The sequence below is a fragment of the Mesorhizobium sp. M0184 genome (assembly GCF_040322215.1).
GTDB lineage: Bacteria > Pseudomonadota > Alphaproteobacteria > Rhizobiales > Rhizobiaceae > Mesorhizobium.
In genome coordinates this window covers 21,106-39,437 of sequence record NZ_JAMYSZ010000017.1, presented here as the reverse complement: position 1 = coordinate 39,437, position 18,332 = coordinate 21,106, and the positions used below count along the sequence as shown (strand labels likewise).

Annotated in this window: 11 protein-coding genes; 1 reads left to right on the top strand and 10 read right to left on the bottom strand. The window is 64.6% G+C overall.

The window, feature by feature from the left end:
• Nucleotides 1-539: 539 nt before the first annotated feature.
• Nucleotides 540-1,403, top strand: a complete 864-nt coding sequence (locus NKJ23_RS20695) for a hypothetical protein (protein ID WP_352682093.1) — start codon at nucleotides 540-542, stop codon at nucleotides 1,401-1,403.
• A gap of 59 nt (nucleotides 1,404-1,462) precedes the next feature.
• Here the strand turns inward: NKJ23_RS20695 and amaB are convergent, their stop codons facing one another.
• From amaB to NKJ23_RS20645, 10 genes are all read right to left on the bottom strand, one after another.
• Nucleotides 1,463-2,977: an L-piperidine-6-carboxylate dehydrogenase gene (gene amaB / locus NKJ23_RS20690; RefSeq protein WP_352681984.1), complete on the bottom strand. Its 1,515-nt coding sequence runs from the start codon at nucleotides 2,975-2,977 to the stop codon at nucleotides 1,463-1,465.
• A 187-nt stretch (nucleotides 2,978-3,164) separates the two neighbouring features.
• The gene (locus tag NKJ23_RS20685; protein ID WP_352681982.1) at nucleotides 3,165-4,439 is read right to left on the bottom strand and encodes an RNA polymerase sigma factor; all 1,275 of its coding nucleotides are present in this window, start codon (nucleotides 4,437-4,439) and stop codon (nucleotides 3,165-3,167) included.
• Complete coding sequence (locus tag NKJ23_RS20680) at nucleotides 4,436-4,810, bottom strand: YciI family protein (protein WP_292663532.1); 375 nt, start codon at nucleotides 4,808-4,810, stop codon at nucleotides 4,436-4,438. The genes NKJ23_RS20685 and NKJ23_RS20680 overlap by 4 nt, the downstream gene beginning before the upstream one ends.
• Nucleotides 4,811-4,894: 84 nt before the next feature.
• Nucleotides 4,895-6,013, bottom strand: a complete 1,119-nt coding sequence (locus tag NKJ23_RS20675) for a DNA topoisomerase IB (RefSeq protein WP_352681980.1) — start codon at nucleotides 6,011-6,013, stop codon at nucleotides 4,895-4,897.
• A gap of 118 nt (nucleotides 6,014-6,131) precedes the next feature.
• On the bottom strand, nucleotides 6,132-7,016 hold the full coding sequence (locus NKJ23_RS20670) for a transglutaminase family protein (protein WP_352586611.1): 885 nt from the start codon (nucleotides 7,014-7,016) through the stop codon (nucleotides 6,132-6,134).
• 7 nt (nucleotides 7,017-7,023) lie between these two features.
• Nucleotides 7,024-9,435, bottom strand: a complete 2,412-nt coding sequence (locus tag NKJ23_RS20665; RefSeq protein WP_352681978.1) for a circularly permuted type 2 ATP-grasp protein — start codon at nucleotides 9,433-9,435, stop codon at nucleotides 7,024-7,026.
• A gap of 6 nt (nucleotides 9,436-9,441) precedes the next feature.
• Nucleotides 9,442-12,813, bottom strand: coding sequence for a transglutaminase family protein (locus NKJ23_RS20660; protein ID WP_352681976.1), 3,372 nt, complete (start codon nucleotides 12,811-12,813; stop codon nucleotides 9,442-9,444).
• 448 nt (nucleotides 12,814-13,261) lie between these two features.
• On the bottom strand, nucleotides 13,262-14,467 hold the full coding sequence (locus tag NKJ23_RS20655) for an acyl-CoA dehydrogenase (protein ID WP_352681974.1): 1,206 nt from the start codon (nucleotides 14,465-14,467) through the stop codon (nucleotides 13,262-13,264).
• A gap of 242 nt (nucleotides 14,468-14,709) precedes the next feature.
• Nucleotides 14,710-17,022, bottom strand: coding sequence for a Tex family protein (locus tag NKJ23_RS20650; RefSeq protein ID WP_352681972.1), 2,313 nt, complete (start codon nucleotides 17,020-17,022; stop codon nucleotides 14,710-14,712).
• Nucleotides 17,023-17,141: 119 nt separating this feature from the next.
• On the bottom strand, nucleotides 17,142-18,323 hold the full coding sequence (locus NKJ23_RS20645) for a serine hydrolase domain-containing protein (protein WP_352681970.1): 1,182 nt from the start codon (nucleotides 18,321-18,323) through the stop codon (nucleotides 17,142-17,144).
• Between the last annotated feature and the right edge of the window lie 9 nt (nucleotides 18,324-18,332).

Sequence of the window (18,332 nt, the reverse complement as noted above, 5' to 3'; positions counted from 1 at the left end):
CCTAAAAGGATATGTGAGCGGTCATTTTGGCGTCAAGATCGCAGCGCGGTCAGCCTCAAGCGCGTCGAGGCGGAGTAGGCCCGCTATCATCCTCGGGTCCGGAGAGGATTGGCTTCAACATGGTTCCCGAGCTATCGGAGGCGCTGCGCACCCGGCGCAACAGCCACTTGAGCGCCCGCGGCCAGACCGACTCTGTTTGCCGGAAAGCTGCAGGCGGCGTGGCGAAAAGGCCATTCTCCATTTTGTAGTCCCTCACTGTCTCAGTCCAATCAGCGTTCTTCAACGAGCAAAGCTTGTGTTGGTTCCGCGTCGCCATCGGCGGGAGCACGGGCTGGACAGGCGAAGTCATCGTTGGTGGGTTCGAGCGGGCTAGCCCTCTGCAGCGAAATCAGGGGCCTCGGCGATCAAGTCGCGGAATTCAGCCCACTAGCCGGCGGGATTCAGCTCGTATCCTAATGCGCCGGCTCTGGACACGACCCGCGAAGGCTGAAATTGTGATCGGCATTTTCCAGTTGCAAATTTGGTTGGGCTCGGCGGGGATGGCGCTGGTTTCTGAAGACATTGCCAGCCATCCGGCACTGCGTCGTCATGTCCAGGCTCAGTCGCGGACGCTTCTCCAGACCTATGAAGCGAACCCGCGGCTGGCTTCCGTATTCGCCACGCAACAGCGTTGGCTGATGGCCCATATCGGCCTTGGCTTGTATTTCAATCGAGAGCCGGACGATCATCGCAAGGGACTTACGTCCGCACGGTTCATGGACGACATCTGCCGGCATTCGGTGGCCAGCCGCAACACCGCCGATGCCTTCCTGAAGGAGATGCTGCATTACGGTTTCATCCGGCATCTGCCGATTAAATATGGGCGCATCCGCCCGTTTCAGCCGACCGCGGGCACTCTGGAGACGGTTGCCGGCTGGGTCATGGCTCATCTGAAAACGCTGGACAGCCTGGATGGTGGATCTCGACTGGCTGCATTCGTCGCACAACCGGACATACTCGCCAAACTGCAGCCACTGGTGGCCGACGGACTGCTTTCGTCGCATGCGGTGCGCGAGCCAAGACAGACTTTTTCCTTGTTCACCTGGCTCGACAATGGCGGCATCGTCATGGATTGGCTGATGTCCGGCGTCGACCCCGAGCATGCCGACCTGGACCGAATCCCGACCGGTGTCGTCTCAATCGGGGATTTCGCGAACTGGCTCAAGCTTTCCCGCACTCACCTGTCACGCAAATTGCGCGATGCCGAGGAACTCGGCAGCATCGGCTGGCTGGGCCAGCGCGGTCACTCGGTCATGTGGGTGTCGAGCGAGTTCTATCAGGAATACATGACCGCCCAGGCGGTCAAGCTCGCCATCATCGATGCAGCCTTCGACAATTGTGTTGTAACTTCCGAAACCAGCTGAACCGCGAGCCGACCGCCGTCGTGGCAGCCTTGGCGCCGCCGCGACGGAGGTCTGGCTTTTCAAGCGATGTCGAACGACACGCCCTGCGCAAGCGGCAGCGCCTTGGAATAATTCACCGTATTGGTGGCGCGCCGCATATAGGCCTTCCAGGCATCGGACCCCGACTCGCGGCCGCCGCCGGTCTCCTTCTCGCCACCGAAGGCACCGCCGATCTCGGCCCCTGACGTGCCTATATTGACGTTGGCGATGCCGCAGTCCGATCCGTCGACGCCAATGAAGCGCTCGGATTCCTGCAGGTCGCGGGTGAAGATCGACGACGACAGCCCCGCTCCCACCGCATTGTGCTCGTCGAGCACGGCATCGAAATCGGAATATTTCAACACATAGAGAATCGGCGCGAAGGTCTCCTCCGTCACCGGCGAAACCTGCCGCGGCATTTCGACCAGCGCCGGACGCACATAGTAGGCCTCGGGGTGACCGTTCTCGACCCGCATTCCGCCGGTTATCTTACCGCCATGCGAAGCCGCCTCCTCCAGCGCCTTCTGCATATTCTCGTAGGCAGCCTTGTCGATCAGCGGGCCAACCAGAGCGCTTGTCTCCAGCGGATTGCCGACCGAGACGCTCTCATAAGCCTTCTTCAGGCGCGGAACGAGCTGGTCATAGACGCTCTCATGCACGAACAGGCGCCTGAGCGTCGTGCAGCGCTGGCCGGCCGTGCCCATGGCGCCGAAGGCGATAGCGCGGAGCGCCATGTCGAGATCGGCCGTCGGGCAGACGATGCCGGCATTGTTGCCGCCGAGCTCCAGCACCGCACGGGCAAAGCGCTTCGCCAGCCGTGGGCCGACATCCCTGCCCATGCGTGTCGAGCCGGTGGCCGAGACCAGCGGCACCCTGGGATGATCGACCAGGATCTCGCCGACGGCGCGATCGCCGATCAGCACCGGCGCCAGGCCCTGCGGCGCGTCCGTGCCAAAACGCTTTACCGCGCGTGCAAAAATCGCTTCGCAGGCGAGCGCCGTCAGCGGCGTCTTCTCGGACGGTTTCCACACCACCGCGTCGCCGCAGACCAGCGCAAGTGCCGCGTTCCACGACCATACCGCCACCGGAAAGTTGAAGGCCGAAATGACGCCGACGACGCCGAGCGGATGCCAGGTTTCCATCATGCGATGGCCGGGACGCTCGGTGGCGATGGTCAGGCCGTACAATTGCCGGGAAAGACCGACGGCGAAATCGCAGATGTCGATCATCTCCTGCACTTCGCCAAGACCCTCTGACGGGATCTTGCCGACCTCGATCGATACCAACCGGCCAAGCTCGGTCTTGTGAATGCGCAATTCCTCGCCGAGCAGCCGCACCAGCTCGCCACGCTTGGGAGCTGGCACCTGCCGCCACGCCAGGAAAGCCTTGTGGGCCTTGTCGATGGTGGTTGCCGCATCGGCCGGCGAGATGGTCTTCAGCGCGGCGATCTGCTCGCCGGTCACCGGGCTGCGCACGATGAGGTCGCCGCCCGTAAGCGCGCCCTCGGCAACGCCCAGTTTCGCCAGAAGCCCGGCCGTTTCCTTCGCAATCGTCATTTCGTTTCGTCCCTTTCAGATCCCGTCGCTCATATGGCGTCGGTCCAAGCTTTTCGCCATACCGGTTCCCTGCCGGTCGGCATACCAGGCGCTGTCATGGCGTGGCATTACGCGTTTCAGGGAGAAATCGCCACCCCGGCATGGTCCAAGCCGGCGTCCGACTGTTGAACCAGCCAGATAGAGCGAATCAGTGTGCCGTCTTGGCGGTTTCCCGCACGGCGCTTTCTTTCATCAGCCGGTCGATGTGCATGCGGATATGCGCTGCTTCGGCGGCCGTGTTGGCAAGCGCGATGGCGCGGTCGAAAGCGACGCGCGCCTCCTCGCCGCGGCCAAGCTGCATCAGCAGTCCGCCCTTGAGGCCGAAGAAATGGAAATAGCCGGAAAGCCTTCCCTCCAGCGGCTCGATCATGGCGAGTGCGGCTTCCGGTCCACGCACCTTGGAGACCGCGACGGCGCGGTTGAGCGTCACCACCGGCGACGGCTGCATCTGCTCGAGCAGGCCGTACAGCAGGTCGATCTCGTTCCAGTCCGTATCCTCGGGCTTTTCCGCCCTTGCATGCAGTGCGGCGATCGCCGCTTGCACCTGGTAGGGACCGGGCTTGCGATGGCGCAACGCCTTATCGACCAGCGCCAGGCCTTCATCGATCATCTTGCGGCTCCACAGGCTACGGTCCTGGTCTTCGAGCAGCACGATCTCGCCGTTCTCATCGAAGCGAGCAGGCGCACGTGCATGCTGCAGCAGCACCAGCGCCGTCAGCCCCATGATCTCCGGCTCGGTCTGGAACAGCCTGAGCAGCAGCCGGGCCAGCCGGATCGCCTCTTCGCAAAGCGGCGCACGCGCCGAAGCCTCGCCGCTGTTGCTGGAATAGCCTTCGTTGAAGATCAAGTAGACCATGGCGGCGACGGCGGCGAGCCGTTCGGAGCGCTCGACCGCTCCCGGCGTCTCGAACGGCACCCCGGCATCGGCGATACGCGCCTTGGCGCGCGTGATACGCTGCTCCATTGCGCTTTCACCGACGAGGAAGGCGCGGGCGATCTGCTTGACCGTCAGGCCGGAGACGATGCGCAACGCCACCGCGATCTGCTGTGTGGCCGGCAGGTCGGGATGGCAGCAGATAAACAGCAGCCGCAAAATATCGTCGCGGTAATGCGCCCCGTCCAGCCGCTCGGCGACGTCGCTCTCGGCATCCTCCAGATCGGAGATCTGGTCCTCCTCCGGCAGCGGCGCCTGCTTGGCGCGCTTGCGCACCGCATCGATGCCGCTGTTGCGGCCGACGAAGATCAGCCAGGCTGCCGGATCGCGCGGAGGACCGTTTTTCGGCCAGTTGTTCAGTGCCCTCAGGCAGGCGTCCTGGAATGCTTCCTCGGCCGCGTCGAGGTCGCGGAAGTAGCGCAGCAATGCCCCCATCACCTGCGGGCGAGCGGTGCTGATTGCTGTGCTGATCCAGGCGAGTTCGGTCATGCGGAAACCTTGGCGGGATTGAAGAGCGAGACCGGCCGGATTTCATAGGAGCCGCCGCTCGGGTTGACCTCGGAAAGCTCGCGCGCGAAGTCGACGGCCTCATCGAGGTCGGCGCATTCGAGCGTGTAGAAGCCGAGGAACTGTTCCTTGGTTTCGGCAAACGGGCCGTCGATGACGATCGATTCGCCCTTGACCTTCCTCAGCGTCGTCGCCGCGGTCGTCGGCAAGAGCCGCGCCACCGGGCCAAGCCGGCCCGCCTGGGCATATTTTTCCTGCACACCGATAAGCTTTTCCATGACCGCGTCGTCCTGCTCCTTGCTCCAGGAGCAGACGACGTCTTCAGAGGCATAGCAGAGGATCGCGTAGAGCATGGGTCGTCCTTTTCTCTGTCAAAGGACGAAACACTAGGACCGATGCCGACATGGCGTCGACAAAAAAATACGCTCCGTCCGGCGTCATTCCCTCGCCTTCAGCCATCTCAAGACCAAGGCCTCCTCGTCGTCGAGCCCAGCGATCGAGCGCTTGCCTTTGTTGGCATCCGCCATTTCGTCCAGCAGCCGTCCTTCGGACCAGGCGCGGAACACTTCCGGATGGATGTAGCATTGGCGACAAACCGCGCGCGTATTGCCGAGCCGCTCGGCAACCTTGTCGATGACATTGTTCATCACCCGCTTTTGCTGCGCCTGGCTTTCCGGACGCTCGGTTTGCGCAAACAGCGACGCCGCATGGATGGTGCCACCCCAGGTTCTGAAGTGCTTGGAGCTGAACTCCGCTCCGGCGTTCTCCCTGATATAGCGGTTGACGTCGTCTGAGCGCACCGGATGCCTGTTTCCGTCCTCGTCGAGATACTGGAACAGTTTTTGGCCCGGCAGGTCCTGCGCTCCGCGCACGACCTTGGCAATCCGGCGATCGACAAGCTTCAATCTCCATTCCTTGCCGGATTTACCGATGAAGGCAAAACGCAGGCTCGAGCCCTTGATGTCGACATGGCGGTCACGCAGCGTGGTCAGCCCAAAACTCCTGTTGTAGCGGGCATAGGCGGCATTGCCGACACGGATCATCGTGTTGTCGAGCAGCCAGACGATAGCCGCAACGACGCGTTCCAGCGGCAGGCCGTGACGGCGCAAATCGACGTCGATCTGCCGCCGCAGTTCGGGCAGGCTTTCGGCGAAGGCGATCAGGCTCGAATATTTGACGCCGTCACGCTCCTCCGCCCAGTGCGGGTGATAGCGGTATTGTTTGCGGCCGCGCTGGTCCCGACCGGTCGCCTGGATGTGACCGTCGGCATCCGGCGAGATCCACACATCCGTCCAGGCCGGTGGAATGGCGAGCGCCTTGATGCGTGCCAGCGCCTCCCCGTCGACAATCCGCCCGTCGGGTCCTTTGTACGAGAACCCCTTGCCCGAACGCAGCCGGCGAATACCGGGTTCAGTGTCGGTGACATAGTTGAGCGAGGCCCGAACGGCCGAGGCTTGCGCGCCGTTCTCCAGCCCTCCGTTCTGCGGCACCCCGTTTTTTGGTGCAGCTTTCCTCACAGCCGATCGGCCAGACGACGATCCGGATTTGTCCAGCATGTCCTCTCCACGGAATTTCCGTAGATAAGCCGCTTGCCGGCTGCGGGTTCCAACGCCTCTTGATCTCTTGGTTCCAGAACAGCCTATCGACGTCGCCGTGCAACGAAGACGTGCGTCGTCACGCCTTTTCGAGCACGACCGGAATGACGTCGACCGCCTGCTCGCCGGCCTGTCCACCAGTGGTTTTCAGCACGCCGACGATCGGCGCCACATCGGAGTAGTCGCGGCCGTAGCCGACCGTGATATGGTCGTTGCTTGCCCGCATGCCATTGGTCGGATCGAATTCCTGCCAGCCGGCATCGCGCCCGCACCACACCTTGACCCAGGCGTGCATGGCGTCGGCGCCTTCGAGCCGCGGCTTCCCGCGCGGCGGGATGGTGCGCAGGAACCCGCTGACATAGCCCGCGGGAATACCGAGGCCGCGCAGGCCGGCGATCATGATGTGGGAAAAATCCTGGCAGACGCCGCGCTTCAGGCCAAAGGCGTCGCTGGCCCGCGTCTGCACGGTGGTCGCCTCGCCGTCATAGGTGAAATCGCGGTGAATGCGGTTGCACAGAGCCATGGCCGTGCCGACTGTCGAACTGCCGGCACTGCCTTTCGCATAGGCAGTGATTGCCGCGTCGATGCCGGCATGATCGCTGGCGGCCAGAAAGTGATGCGGCGAAGCCGGCGCCAGCGAGTGCACTGCGCCGAGTTCTTCCCTCAGCCGGCGTATGTCCGGCGATACGTCGAGCCCGGGTTCGGGCCGCGACACTGAAATACGCGCGCTCATCCTGATGTCGAGCGCATCATGCGCGTCACGAAAGGCGATCGAGGTGACACTGTTGCCGAAAAAGTCGGAAAAGTCGGAACGTTCGCTGGGCGCCGGCACAAAAGACAGTGAAGCGGCGATGACGCGCTGCACGCCAGGGATGGTCGGCGGCAGCACGCGCACCTGATGGCGGCCGCCGCCGGCCGCCGCATCATAGTCGTAACGCAGGTGAAGCCTGATGTCGTAGAGCATGCTGTCTCTACCCGAAATAGGCTTTGGCGAGGCTGTTGTAGAGCCCGCCGATTTCATTGGCGAGATCGCCGAGGGCCTTGGCCGTCATGTCCGAGGGCTCCTTGATGGCGATCGACGTGTTGAGCTGCAGGATTTCCTTGGCCGCCGGCGACATATGGCCTTCAGCGCCGACAGCGGGCAGCAGCGCGATTTCGGCCTTCAGCCGTTCGAGCTGGAAAAGGATTGAGCGCGGGTTGAGCGGATCGAGCGCCAAAAGGTCGACCACCGTGCGCCGTCCCGCCTGCACCGGATATTGCCGACGGTGGGTCATGACGCTGTCGCCGATCTCCAGCATCATGTCGAGCGCACCTTCCGGCGCCTGGGCTCTGGTCAGCCGGGCGAGCGTGCGGGCTATCTGGATGCCGCGTTCGAGCCTGCGGCCGATTTCCAGGAAACGCCAGCCGGCAAAGCGGTACATGTTCTCGTGCAGCAGGCCGGAAAACCCGGCCAGCTTGCGCAGGATGACCGTCATTGCCCTTGTCGCGTCGTCGCCCGGCGCCACTGTCGCGGCAAATTGATGGATGGTCTTCGACAGATCCTTCAATGCCAGCCAGCCATCGGGCGAGAAGCGGTCACGGATCTGCCCGGCGCTGTAAACGGCGCTGTCCAGCGTGCCGATGAGCCCCAATGGGATTGCCGTCTCGACGTCGATGCCGAACGGCGCGAGATAGTCGCTGATATCGGCGAGCAGCGGCATCTCGGGATCGGATGTCTCGGCCAGCCGCACATGGTAGGCGCGCAGGATGCGCACCGTGTCTTCCGACCGCTCGATATAGCGGCCGAGCCATGTCAGGTTCTCAGCCGCGCGGCTGGGCAGGCTGCCGGGCAAGGTTCGGGTGAAGCTGTCGTGCTCCTGCGGCAGCAGCGTCTCGCGCTCGACCGGCCTGTCGCTGACCACCCAGACATCCGCCGCCTGGCCGCCGCGCTGCATGGCGATGGCGGTCGGGTCGAGCGAGAAGCCGACACGGGCAAAGCCGCCCGGCATCACCGTCCAGCCTTCCGGCGTCCGCGCCAGATAGACGCGCAGGCTTGCCGGCCGCGGCTCCAGCCAGCCGCCGACATAGACAGGCGTGGTCGACAGCGTCACCGCTTCCTGGCCGACGAAGTCGCCGCCGTCCCGTTCGATCCTGGCGACGAGTTCGGCCCGTTCCTCGACCGACAGCGCTGACCCGAGCTTGGTCGAGCCGTCGTCCTCGAAGGCAAGCCGCGTCGACAGCGCCGGGCCGATCACCATGCTATCGATATTGGCGAGCACATGCTCACGCTCCGTCTCCTGCCCGCACCACCATGTCGCGACCGTCGGCAGCAGCAGTTCCTCATTGCGCAGGGCGCGCGAAATCTTCGGCAGGAAGGCGAGCAGCGCGCGCGTCTCCATCAGGCCGGAGCCCAATGCATTGACGGCCGAAACCGCCCCCTGCCGGACCGCTTCGACCAGCCCCGGCGTGCCGATCTGCGAGTCCGGCCGCAATTCAAGCGGATCGGCGAAGGCGGCGTCGAGCCGCCGCCACAAGACGCTCACCGGCATCAGCCCCGAAACCGTGCGCACCATCAGCCTGCCGCCCGAGACGGTCAGGTCCTCGCCCTCGAGCAGCATGATGCCGAGATAGCGGGCGATATAGGCATGTTCGTAATAGGTTTCGTTCAGCGGTCCCGGCGTTAGGATGGCGACACGGCCGCCGGCTTGCTTGGCCATGCCGATCAGCGCGTCGCGGAAGCGACGGAAGAAGCCGGCCAGGCGGTGCACATGCATCTCGCCGTAGATGTCGGACAGCGCCCTCGTGGTGGCGACGCGGTTTTCCAGCGCAAAGCCGGCGCCCGACGGCGCCTGTGTGCGGTCGCCAAGCACCCACCAGCGGCCGTCCGGGCCACGACCGAGCTCGAAGGCGCAGAAATGCAGGAAATGGCCGCTGGCCGGCCTGGTGCCGACGACCGGCCGCAAATATTCCGGGCTGGCCGCGATCAATCCGGCCGGCAGAATGCCTTTCTCGACCAGCCGGTTCGGACCGTAAATGTCGGCGATGGTCTCCTCGAACAGATCGGCGCGCTGGACCAGGCCGGCGCTGATGTCAGCCCATTCCTGCTCCTCGATCAGCAACGGCACATGCGCCAGCGGCCATTCCCGCTCGTTGGCGCCGGCCTTGTCATAGACGCGGTAATAGACGCCGGCATCGCGCAGGTACTGGTCGGCGCGGGCGAAGCGCTGGGCAAGCTTTTCCGGCCCCAGGTCCTCCAGCGCCTCGATGAAGTGCCGCCACGCCGGCCGCGGATTGCCTGACGCATCGACCATCTCGTCGACGACGCCGTCGATCGGCTGATAGTGCTCCAGCAGACTGTGGGCCTGCGGCTTCCTGCGCAGCCTTTTGTGATTCCCCTTCGCCATGGCTGATCAGAGTCTTTGCGGCCGCCGAAGGTCAAGGGTCATCGGGAAATCTTCAGAGGCTTCTTCGTTGCGCAGCACATAGCTGGACGGCGTATGGCCACGCGGCTCGAAGCGGGCGAGCCGCCGCGCCTCCGCTTCGTTGCCATTGACCGGGAACGTGTCGTAGCTGCGCCCACCGGGATGTGCCACATGATAGACGCAGCCGCCGACCGCGCGGCCCGACCAGCGGTCATAGATGTCGAAGACCAGCGGGGTGTTGACCGGCAGCGCCGGATGCAGGCCCGACGCCGGCTGCCAGGCCTTGAAGCGCACGCCGGCCACCGCGATCTCGCGGTTGTCGGTCACCTTCATCGGCACGACGCGGCCGTTGCAGACGACGGCGTGACGCTCCGGGTTGAGCCCCTCGGTCTTCACCTGCAGCCTTTCGACGGAGGAATCGACAAAGCGCACGGTGCCGCCGATCGCGCCTTGCTCGCCCATCACTTGCCACGGCTCGAGCGCCTGCCTGAGCTCCAGCTTGACGCCGGCATGCTGGACCTCGCCGCAGAACGGGAAGCGGAATTCGAGCTGGGCGTCGAACCATTCCGGACGGAACGCAAAGCCGTTCAGCTTGAGGTCGTCCAGCACGTCGAGAAAATCCGCCCAGACATAATGCGGCAGCATGAAACGGTCGTGCAGCGAGGTGCCCCAGCGCACGAAGCGGCCGTCGAGCGGGTTCTTCCAGGCCCGGGCGATGATGGCGCGCACCAGCAATTGCTGCGCCAGGCTCATGCGCGCGTTGGGCGGCATCTCGAAGCCGCGGAATTCGACCAGCCCGAGCCGGCCGGTCGGCCCGTCCGGCGAAAACAATTTGTCGATGCAGATTTCCGAGCGATGCGTATTGCCCGTCACGTCGGTCAGAAGGTTGCGGAACAGCCGGTCGACCAGCCACGGCAGGGGTGCCGCGCCCTTGTCCGGATGTGGCACCTGCGCCATCGCGATTTCGAGTTCGTAGAGCGAATCGTGGCGCGCCTCGTCGAAGCGCGGCGCCTGGCTGGTCGGGCCGATGAACAGGCCGGAGAAAAGGTAGGACAGCGACGGATGTCGCTGCCATTGCAGCACCAGGCTCTTCAACAGGTCGGGGCGGCGCAGGAACGGACTGTCATTGGGCGTGGCGCCGCCGACGACGACGTGGTTGCCGCCGCCGGTGCCGGTGTGGCGGCCGTCGATCATGAACTTGTCGGCGCCAAGCCGCGTCTGCCGCGCCTCTTCGTAGATCGCCGTGGTCGTCGCCACGCAATCCTGCCAATTCGCGGCGGGGTGGATATTGACCTCGATGACGCCGGGATCGGGTGCCACACGGATGACATTGAGGCGCGGATCGTGCGGCGGGCCGTAGCCCTCTATATGCACCGGCAGGCCGATCGCCCTTGCCGCGTTCTCAGCCGCCGCCACCAGTTCGAGATAGTCCTCCAGCGCCTCGACCGGCGGCATGAACACACAAAGCCGTCCGTCGCGCGGCTCGACCGAAAGCGCCGTGCGCACGGCGCCGCCGCTCTCGGTGATCTCCTGTTCGACGCGGTCCTGCTGGCCGGTAACGGCCGTAAAGGATACCGCCTGCTGGCGTCGCGCCATCTCGTCGGCGCCCTCCAGTTCGGCCGCAGCGGGCGACGAAGCAGAACCGGGCAAGATCGCCTCGCGCGCCGGCAGTGGTCCGCGCGGCAGCGACGGATCGACCGGGACTATGTAGGGGAACTGCGCCGGCGGCACATAGGGCAGCGTGCCGAGCGGCAGGCGGTAGCCGACCGGCGAATCGCCGGGCACCAGGAACAGCCTGCCGCGCCGCGTCTTCCATTTCTCCGAGCGCCAGCGCGGTCCGGAAGCCTGGCTGTTCCAGCGCTGGACGGGCAGCACATAGCCCGACGGCTTGGTCAGCCCGCGTTCGAACACCCGCGCCATGCGGCTGCGCTCCTCCGGATCCTCCAGCTTCGAATTGGAAGGATCGACATTGTCAGGCAGCTTGCCTTCCTTGAGCAGCCACTCGGCCGGATCCTCATAGGCTTCGCTGACCATCGTCTTGTCGATGCCGAGTTCGTCGGCGATCGCCGTCAGCAGGCCTTCGGCCTGCTTCGGTCCGACATCCGCCTCGCTCTTTTCATGCGCGATCAGCGACGGGTCGCTCCACACCGGCTCGCCGTCGGTGCGCCAGTAGAGCGAGAAGGTCCAGCGCGGCAGGCTTTCGCCGGGGTACCATTTGCCTTGCCCGTAATGCAGGAAGCCGCCCGGCGCGAAGCGTTCGCGCAGCCGGCGGATCAGCGCATCAGCCTTTTCGCGTTTGGTCGGCCCGACGGCGGCGGTGTTCCACTCTGCAGCCTCGAAATCGTCGATCGAGACGAAGGTCGGCTCGCCGCCCATGGTCAGCCGCACGTCGCCGGCCTGGAGCGCAGCATCGACCTGGACCCCCAGCGCGTCCAGCGCCTGCCAGCTCTCGTCGGAGAACGGCTTGGTAATGCGCGGATGCTCGGCGATGCGGTCGACCCGCATGTCGAAGCCGAATTCGACATTGGCGAAGCTCGCCATGCCGGAGATCGGCGCGGCATTGCGGAAATGCGGCGTTGCCGCGAGCGGCACATGGCTTTCGCCGGTGAGCAGGCCGGAGGTCGGGTCGAAGCCGATCCAGCCGGCCCCCGGCAGATACACCTCGCACCAGGCATGGAGGTCGGTGAAATCGGTCGCCGTGCCGGGCGGCCCGTCGAGCGCAACGAGGTCGGGTTTGAGCTGGATCAGGTAGCCGGAGACGAAACGCGCGGCGATGCCGAGGTTCCTCAGTATCTGCACCAGGAGCCAGCTGGAATCGCGGCACGATCCCTTGCCGGCGGCCAGCGTTTCCTCGGGCGAGAAGACGCCGGTTTCCATGCGCACGATATAGGCGATCTCGCGCTGCAGCCGCGCATTGAGGTCGACGACAAAATTGACGGTGTTGGTCGGGTGGCGCGCGAGGGTTTTCAGGAATGCCTCCAACAGCGGCCCCGCCGGTTCCGGCGTTCGGTAGATGGTCAGATCGTCCCGGATCTCTTCGGGGTATTCGAACGGAAACGTCTCGGCCGATGGCTCGACGAAGAAATCGAACGGATTGTAGACCGTCATGTCGGCAACGAGATCGACCTCGATCTTCAGTTCCATCACCGGTTCAGGGAAGACGAAGCGGGCCAGGAAATTGCCGTAGGGGTCCTGCTGCAAATTGACGAAGTGGTTTGCCGGCCCGACCTTCAGCGAATGGCTGAGCACTTTGGTGCGGGAATGCGGCGCAGGCTGCAACCTTATGACTTGCGGGCCCAAGACGACCGGCCGGTCGTATTTGTAGTGGGTCAGGTGATAGACGGCTGCCAGAATTGCCATGGTGCCCCTGAAGTCGGCGTTTCAAAAGGAGTTCGCTGAACCCTGACACGAATGCTGACCATTCTCCAAGCAGAGATGTTGCGCTGCACCTAAATTAAGCAGCTTTCACAGCTTCACGAAACGGAGCGCCGAGCCTGGAAGTCCGTGGCGTGGCGGCAAGACGTTGCAACGGTGCAGAGCCGAAGGCCGGCGGGTCAGCACCGGGCGCTTCCCGCCGACATTGATGTCAGCAGCACGCGCGATGCTTGGTCGAAAGAGCTGAAAAGAAAAACCCGCCTCGGTGAGCGGGTCGTCGGTGCGAATTAGCACCATAGCGAAATTAGTAGCATAGCTGCCGGCACAAAGCAAGAACAAAATGTGGCGCCGTTGGCGAAAATTGCCGATCTGCCGCCTTGCGAGGGGAGATGCCAGGCAGTGGCGCCCTGGCAGCGGAGGACACCTGCCAATGCTAAAAGAACGCCTGCAACCCGGTCTGCGCCCGTCCGAGGATCAGCGCATGCACATCATGCGTGCCCTCATAGGTGTTGACGGTTTCCAGGTTCTGGGCGTGGCGCATGACGTGGTAGCCGATCTGGATGCCATTGCCGCCATGCATGTCGCGGGCCTGGCGGGCGATGTCGAGCGCCTTGCCGCAATTGTTGCGCTTGACGAGCGAGATCATCTCCGGCGCCATCTTGCCTTCGTCCATCAGCCGCCCGACGCGCAGGCTGCCCTGCAGGCCGAGCGCGATCTCGGTCTGCATGTCGGCGAGCTTCTTCTGGAAAAGCTGCGTACCGGCCAGCGGCTTGCCGAACTGCTTACGGTCGAGGCCATACTGGCGGGCGCGGTGCCAGCAATCCTCAGCCGCGCCCATGGCGCCCCAGGAAATTCCGTAGCGCGCCCGGTTGAGGCAGCCGAACGGCCCTTTGAGACCCGAGACGTTGGGCAGCAACGCGTCGTCGCCGACCTCGACGCCTTCCATCACCACTTCGCCGGTGATCGAGGCTCGCAGCGACAGCTTGCCGCCGATCTTCGGCGCCGACAGCCCGTTCATGCCCTTTTCCAGGACAAAGCCGCGAATCTGGTTGTCATGCGCGCCCCCACTTTCGTCGGACAACTTTGCCCAGACGACGAACACGTCGGCGATCGGCGCGTTGGAAATCCACATCTTCGAGCCGGAGATCCTGTAGCCGCTCGCGGTCTTTTCGGCCCGCGTTTTCATGCTGCCCGGGTCGGAACCGGCGTCAGGTTCGGTCAGGCCAAAGCAGCCGATCCATTCGCCCGACGCCAGCTTCGGCAGGTATTTCTTGCGCTGTTCTTCCGAGCCATAGGCGTGGATCGGATACATTACCAGCGACGACTGCACGCTCATCATCGAGCGATAGCCCGAGTCGATCCGCTCCACTTCCCGCGCGACTAGCCCGTAGGTGACGTAGTTGGCGCCGAGCCCGCCATATTCCTCGGGGATGGTGATGCCGAGCAGACCGGCCTCGCCCATTTCGCGGAAGATGCCGGCGTCGGTCTTTTCCTCGAGATAGGCTTCCTCGATCTTCGGAGCGAGCTTGTCGGCGGCAAACGCCGCGGCGCCATCGCGCACCATGCGCTCGTCCTCCGAAAGCTGGTCCTCGATCAGGAAAGGATCATCCCAGACGAATGCGTTCTTGTCGGCGGCCATGGCTCTCGGTCTCCCAAACTCATGCATGTCGCCCAAAGCTTGCCCGCGGGCCTGACCCGAGGGTGTTCGGCAGCTTGGAGATAACGACATGCATCGAAACAGAAATCTTGAAACGCGCGGCTTATCGGCTCCCGTCCTGAAAAAATCAAACGAAATAGCTTCGCCGATCCATGAGCATTGGTGATGGATCATCAATGTCGAGCGCCGCCGTCTGACCTGGCGGCGCAGCCCGGCTCGCGAAATTACTTCCGCTTCAACGCATCGGCCAAAGCGGCGCCGAACGCGCCCTGCTGCACCGGCCGCTCCGGCTGGCGTTGGGGCGCGGGCGCGCGCGGCACCGGCCTGCTGCCATTGTCGCGCGGCTTCGGTGCGCCACCGTCGCCATCCTTGCGCATCGACAGACCGATGCGCTCGCGCTTGATATCGACGTCGACGACACGCACCTTGACCACGTCGCCGGCCTTGACCACCTCATGCGCGTCCTTGACGAAACGGTCGGCCAGTTGCGAGACGTGCACCAGTCCGTCCTGGTGCACGCCGATATCGACGAAGGCGCCGAAGGCGGCGACATTGGTGACAGTGCCTTCAAGCTGCATGCCGGGCTTCAGGTCCTTGATGTCGTCGATGCCGTCGGCGAAGGTCGCGGTCTTGAAGCCGGGGCGCGGATCGCGGCCGGGCTTTTCCAGCTCCGCCAGGATATCGCGCACCGTCGGCAGGCCGAAGCGCTCATCGACGAAGACGCGCGGATCAAGCGCCTTGAGTGCGGCGCTGTCGCCCATCAGCGAGCGGACGTCGCGCCCACAGGCCGCGACGATCTTCTTGGCCACGCCATAGGCTTCCGGATGCACCGCTGACGCATCGAGCGGTTCGGTGCCGTTTGGAATCCGCAGGAAGCCGGCGCATTGCTCGAACGCGCGGGGTCCAAGGCGGGAGACCTTCAACAGTTCGCGACGGCTGGCGAACGGGCCGGAGGCATCGCGATGCGCAACGATCGCCTCGGCCAGCGATGCGCCGAGACCCGAAACCCGCGCCAGAAGCGGCGCCGACGCCGTGTTGAGATCGACGCCGACGGCATTGACCGCATCCTCGACCACCGCTTCCAGCGAGCGGCCGAGGCGGTACTGATCGACGTCGTGCTGGTACTGGCCGACGCCGATCGACTTGGGCTCGATCTTGACCAGTTCGGCGAGCGGATCCTGCAGGCGCCGTGCGATCGACACCGCTCCGCGCAGCGACACGTCGAGGCCGGGAAATTCCGCTGCCGCCGTTGCCGAGGCGGAATAGACCGAGGCGCCGGCTTCGCTGACGATCACCTTGAGCGGCTTCGGCCCGGACCCGGCAGGCATATCAGCCAGCATGTCGGCCACCAGCCTTTCGGTCTCGCGGCTGCCGGTGCCGTTGCCGATCGAGATCAGCTCGACCTTATGCAGCTGGATGAGCTTGGCCAGTTCGGCCTGCGTGCCGCGGACATCGTTCTTCGGCGGGAACGGATAGACCGTTGTCGTCGCCAGCAGCTTGCCGGTGCCGTCCACCACCGCCACCTTGACGCCGGTGCGAATGCCCGGATCGAGCCCCATCGTCGGCCGCGAGCCGGCAGGCGCGGCAAGCAGCAAATCCTTGAGATTGCGGGCGAAGACATGGATGGCTTCTTCTTCGGCCCGCTCGCGCAGATCGCGCATCAGATCGAGCGTCAGGTGCAGCGACAGCTTTATGCGCCAGGTCCAGCCGGCGACCTCCATCAGCCAGCGGTCTCCCGGCAACTGGCGGCCGATGGCGTAGGCGTCGGCGATCATCCGCTCAACCGGTTTCACCGGAGAGGCGTCATCGGCATCGACTTCGATGTCGAGCGACAGAACCTCCTCGTTGCGGCCGCGCAACATGGCCAGCGCGCGATGGCTCGGCACGTTGGTCCAGCGCTCGACATGGTCGAAATAGTCGGAAAATTTCGCGCCGGCCTCCTGTTTGCCGTCGACGACGCGCGAGCGCAGGAAGGCGCGTTCCTTCATGTAGGTCCGCAATCGGCCGACCAGATCGGCATTCTCGGCGAACTGTTCGGACAGGATGTCGCGCGCACCCTCGAGCGCTGCCTTGGCGTCGGCCACGTTTTCGCTGATGTAGGCCAGCGCCAGCTCGGCGGGTACAGCCGTACGGTCGGCGAGAATAGCTTCCGCCAGAGGCCCGAGCCCGCGCTCGCGTGCGATCTCGGCCTTGGTCCGGCGCTTCGGCTTGTAAGGCAGGTAGATGTCTTCGAGTTCGGCCTTGGTGCCGGCCGCAGCGATCTTTGCTTCGAGCTCCTCGGTCAGCTTGCCCTGCTCGCGGATCGAACCAAGGATGGTGTCGCGGCGCGCGTCGAGTTCGCGCAGATAGGCCAGCCGCTCGGCGAGGTCGCGCAGCTGCGTGTCGTCGAGGCCGCCGGTGACCTCCTTGCGGTAGCGCGCCACGAACGGCACGGTCGCACCGTCATCGAGCAAGCCGATCGCTGCCGCGGCCTGCTCGGGCCGGGCGGCGATCTCGGCGGCTATGATAGTTGCGATGCGCTTGATGTCGGATGCCATGTCGTACCTGTCGCTAGTCGAAACGAGCGGCGACCATAGGCGCAGAGCACTGCCGCGCCAACTGCGCCATTTTCAACCCGGCGAGAGGTCCACAGGAAAGGTCGGGCTGTCTGGATGGATCAGACCATCCGGCTCAGCGCCTCGAAGAAAGAAATCATATCCAGATCGAGCGGATCGTCGACCGGTACCGGCTGCGACGACGTCTTTGCGATTACCATTTCGGCCTTCGGATTGACGTAAAGCCACTGGCCGTGGATGCCGATGCCGCAGACGGCGCCGCTTGCCGCGCCCGTCTGGTACCATTTGTTGCGGTAGCGGCCACGCGGAAACAGGAACGCCATCGTGCCGCGCCGCCAGGCCTCGGCGTCACCGCCAGTTTCGGTCGTGTCGCGCACCCAGGCTTCCGGCACGACGCGGCGGCCATTGGCTGCGCCGCCTTGCCGCATCATCTCGCCGACGCGTGCAAGGTCGCGCGGCGTCACCGAAATGCCGCCGGCGGTGCGCGCCGTTCCTTCCGTGTCGACTGTCACCGAGGCATCGCCGACGGCGCCGAGCGGCTCCCATAATTTTTCGCGCATCAAATCTGCGAAACGCCGGCCAGACGCACGTTCGAGCAGGATGCCGAGCAGGTCGGAATTGGGCGAACGGTAGCGGAACGTCCGGCCATGCGGCTCGGCCAGACCCTGCAGCGTCATGAGGAAAGTGGCCAGGCTCTCGATGCCCCCGCCTGGATTCCACAGCATGGCGCGGCGGTAGCGGGCGAAGGCGCTTTCCGGATCGAGATAGGCCTCTTCGAAATCGAGGCTGATACTCATGTCGAGCACGTGCCGCACACGCGCATCGCCATAGGCCGAGCCGGCGGCTTCGGGCAGATAGAGGCTTACCGGTGCCTGCGGATCGAAAATCCCCTCGCCTTCCAATATGCCGGCAACAATGGCGGTCAGCGACTTGCTGATCGAAAAGACGATGTGGCGCGCCCCAAACTCCATATGCGGCGCGAACCAGTCGCCGACGAATTTGCCGCGTTTCATGATCGTCAGCGCGTCGGTATCGGAGCGCCTGAGAAAAGCCGCGACCGTCTCCGCGCCGCCTGCAAGAGCGACCTTTTCACCAAGTAACCCGCCGAAATCCTGCGCCGGCGCTTCGCTGCTGCCCGGCTGTGCCGCCACGGCAGCGCTCGGCACCAGCTCGCCGACATTCTGGAACGACCACCGGCTGAACGGGCTTTCGCGCCAATTGCCGAGCAGCACTTGCTTGCGGGCAAAGCCGTATCTGGTTTCGAACGCGGTCTTGCCGGTCATGGTGGTCCT

Excerpts from the sequence above, each read along its gene's own strand:
- NKJ23_RS20695 (WP_352682093.1), top strand. The coding sequence starts at position 540 with ATGGCGCTGGTTTCTGAAGACATTGCCAGCCATCCGGCACTGCGTCGT.
- amaB (WP_352681984.1), bottom strand. The coding sequence starts at position 2,977 with ATGACGATTGCGAAGGAAACGGCCGGGCTTCTGGCGAAACTGGGCGTT.
- NKJ23_RS20685 (WP_352681982.1), bottom strand. The coding sequence starts at position 4,439 with ATGACCGAACTCGCCTGGATCAGCACAGCAATCAGCACCGCTCGCCCG.
- NKJ23_RS20680 (WP_292663532.1), bottom strand. The coding sequence starts at position 4,810 with ATGCTCTACGCGATCCTCTGCTATGCCTCTGAAGACGTCGTCTGCTCC.
- NKJ23_RS20675 (WP_352681980.1), bottom strand. The coding sequence starts at position 6,013 with ATGCTGGACAAATCCGGATCGTCGTCTGGCCGATCGGCTGTGAGGAAA.
- NKJ23_RS20670 (WP_352586611.1), bottom strand. The coding sequence starts at position 7,016 with ATGCTCTACGACATCAGGCTTCACCTGCGTTACGACTATGATGCGGCG.
- NKJ23_RS20665 (WP_352681978.1), bottom strand. The coding sequence starts at position 9,435 with ATGGCGAAGGGGAATCACAAAAGGCTGCGCAGGAAGCCGCAGGCCCAC.
- NKJ23_RS20660 (WP_352681976.1), bottom strand. The coding sequence starts at position 12,813 with ATGGCAATTCTGGCAGCCGTCTATCACCTGACCCACTACAAATACGAC.
- NKJ23_RS20655 (WP_352681974.1), bottom strand. The coding sequence starts at position 14,467 with ATGGCCGCCGACAAGAACGCATTCGTCTGGGATGATCCTTTCCTGATC.
- NKJ23_RS20650 (WP_352681972.1), bottom strand. The coding sequence starts at position 17,022 with ATGGCATCCGACATCAAGCGCATCGCAACTATCATAGCCGCCGAGATC.
- NKJ23_RS20645 (WP_352681970.1), bottom strand. The coding sequence starts at position 18,323 with ATGACCGGCAAGACCGCGTTCGAAACCAGATACGGCTTTGCCCGCAAG.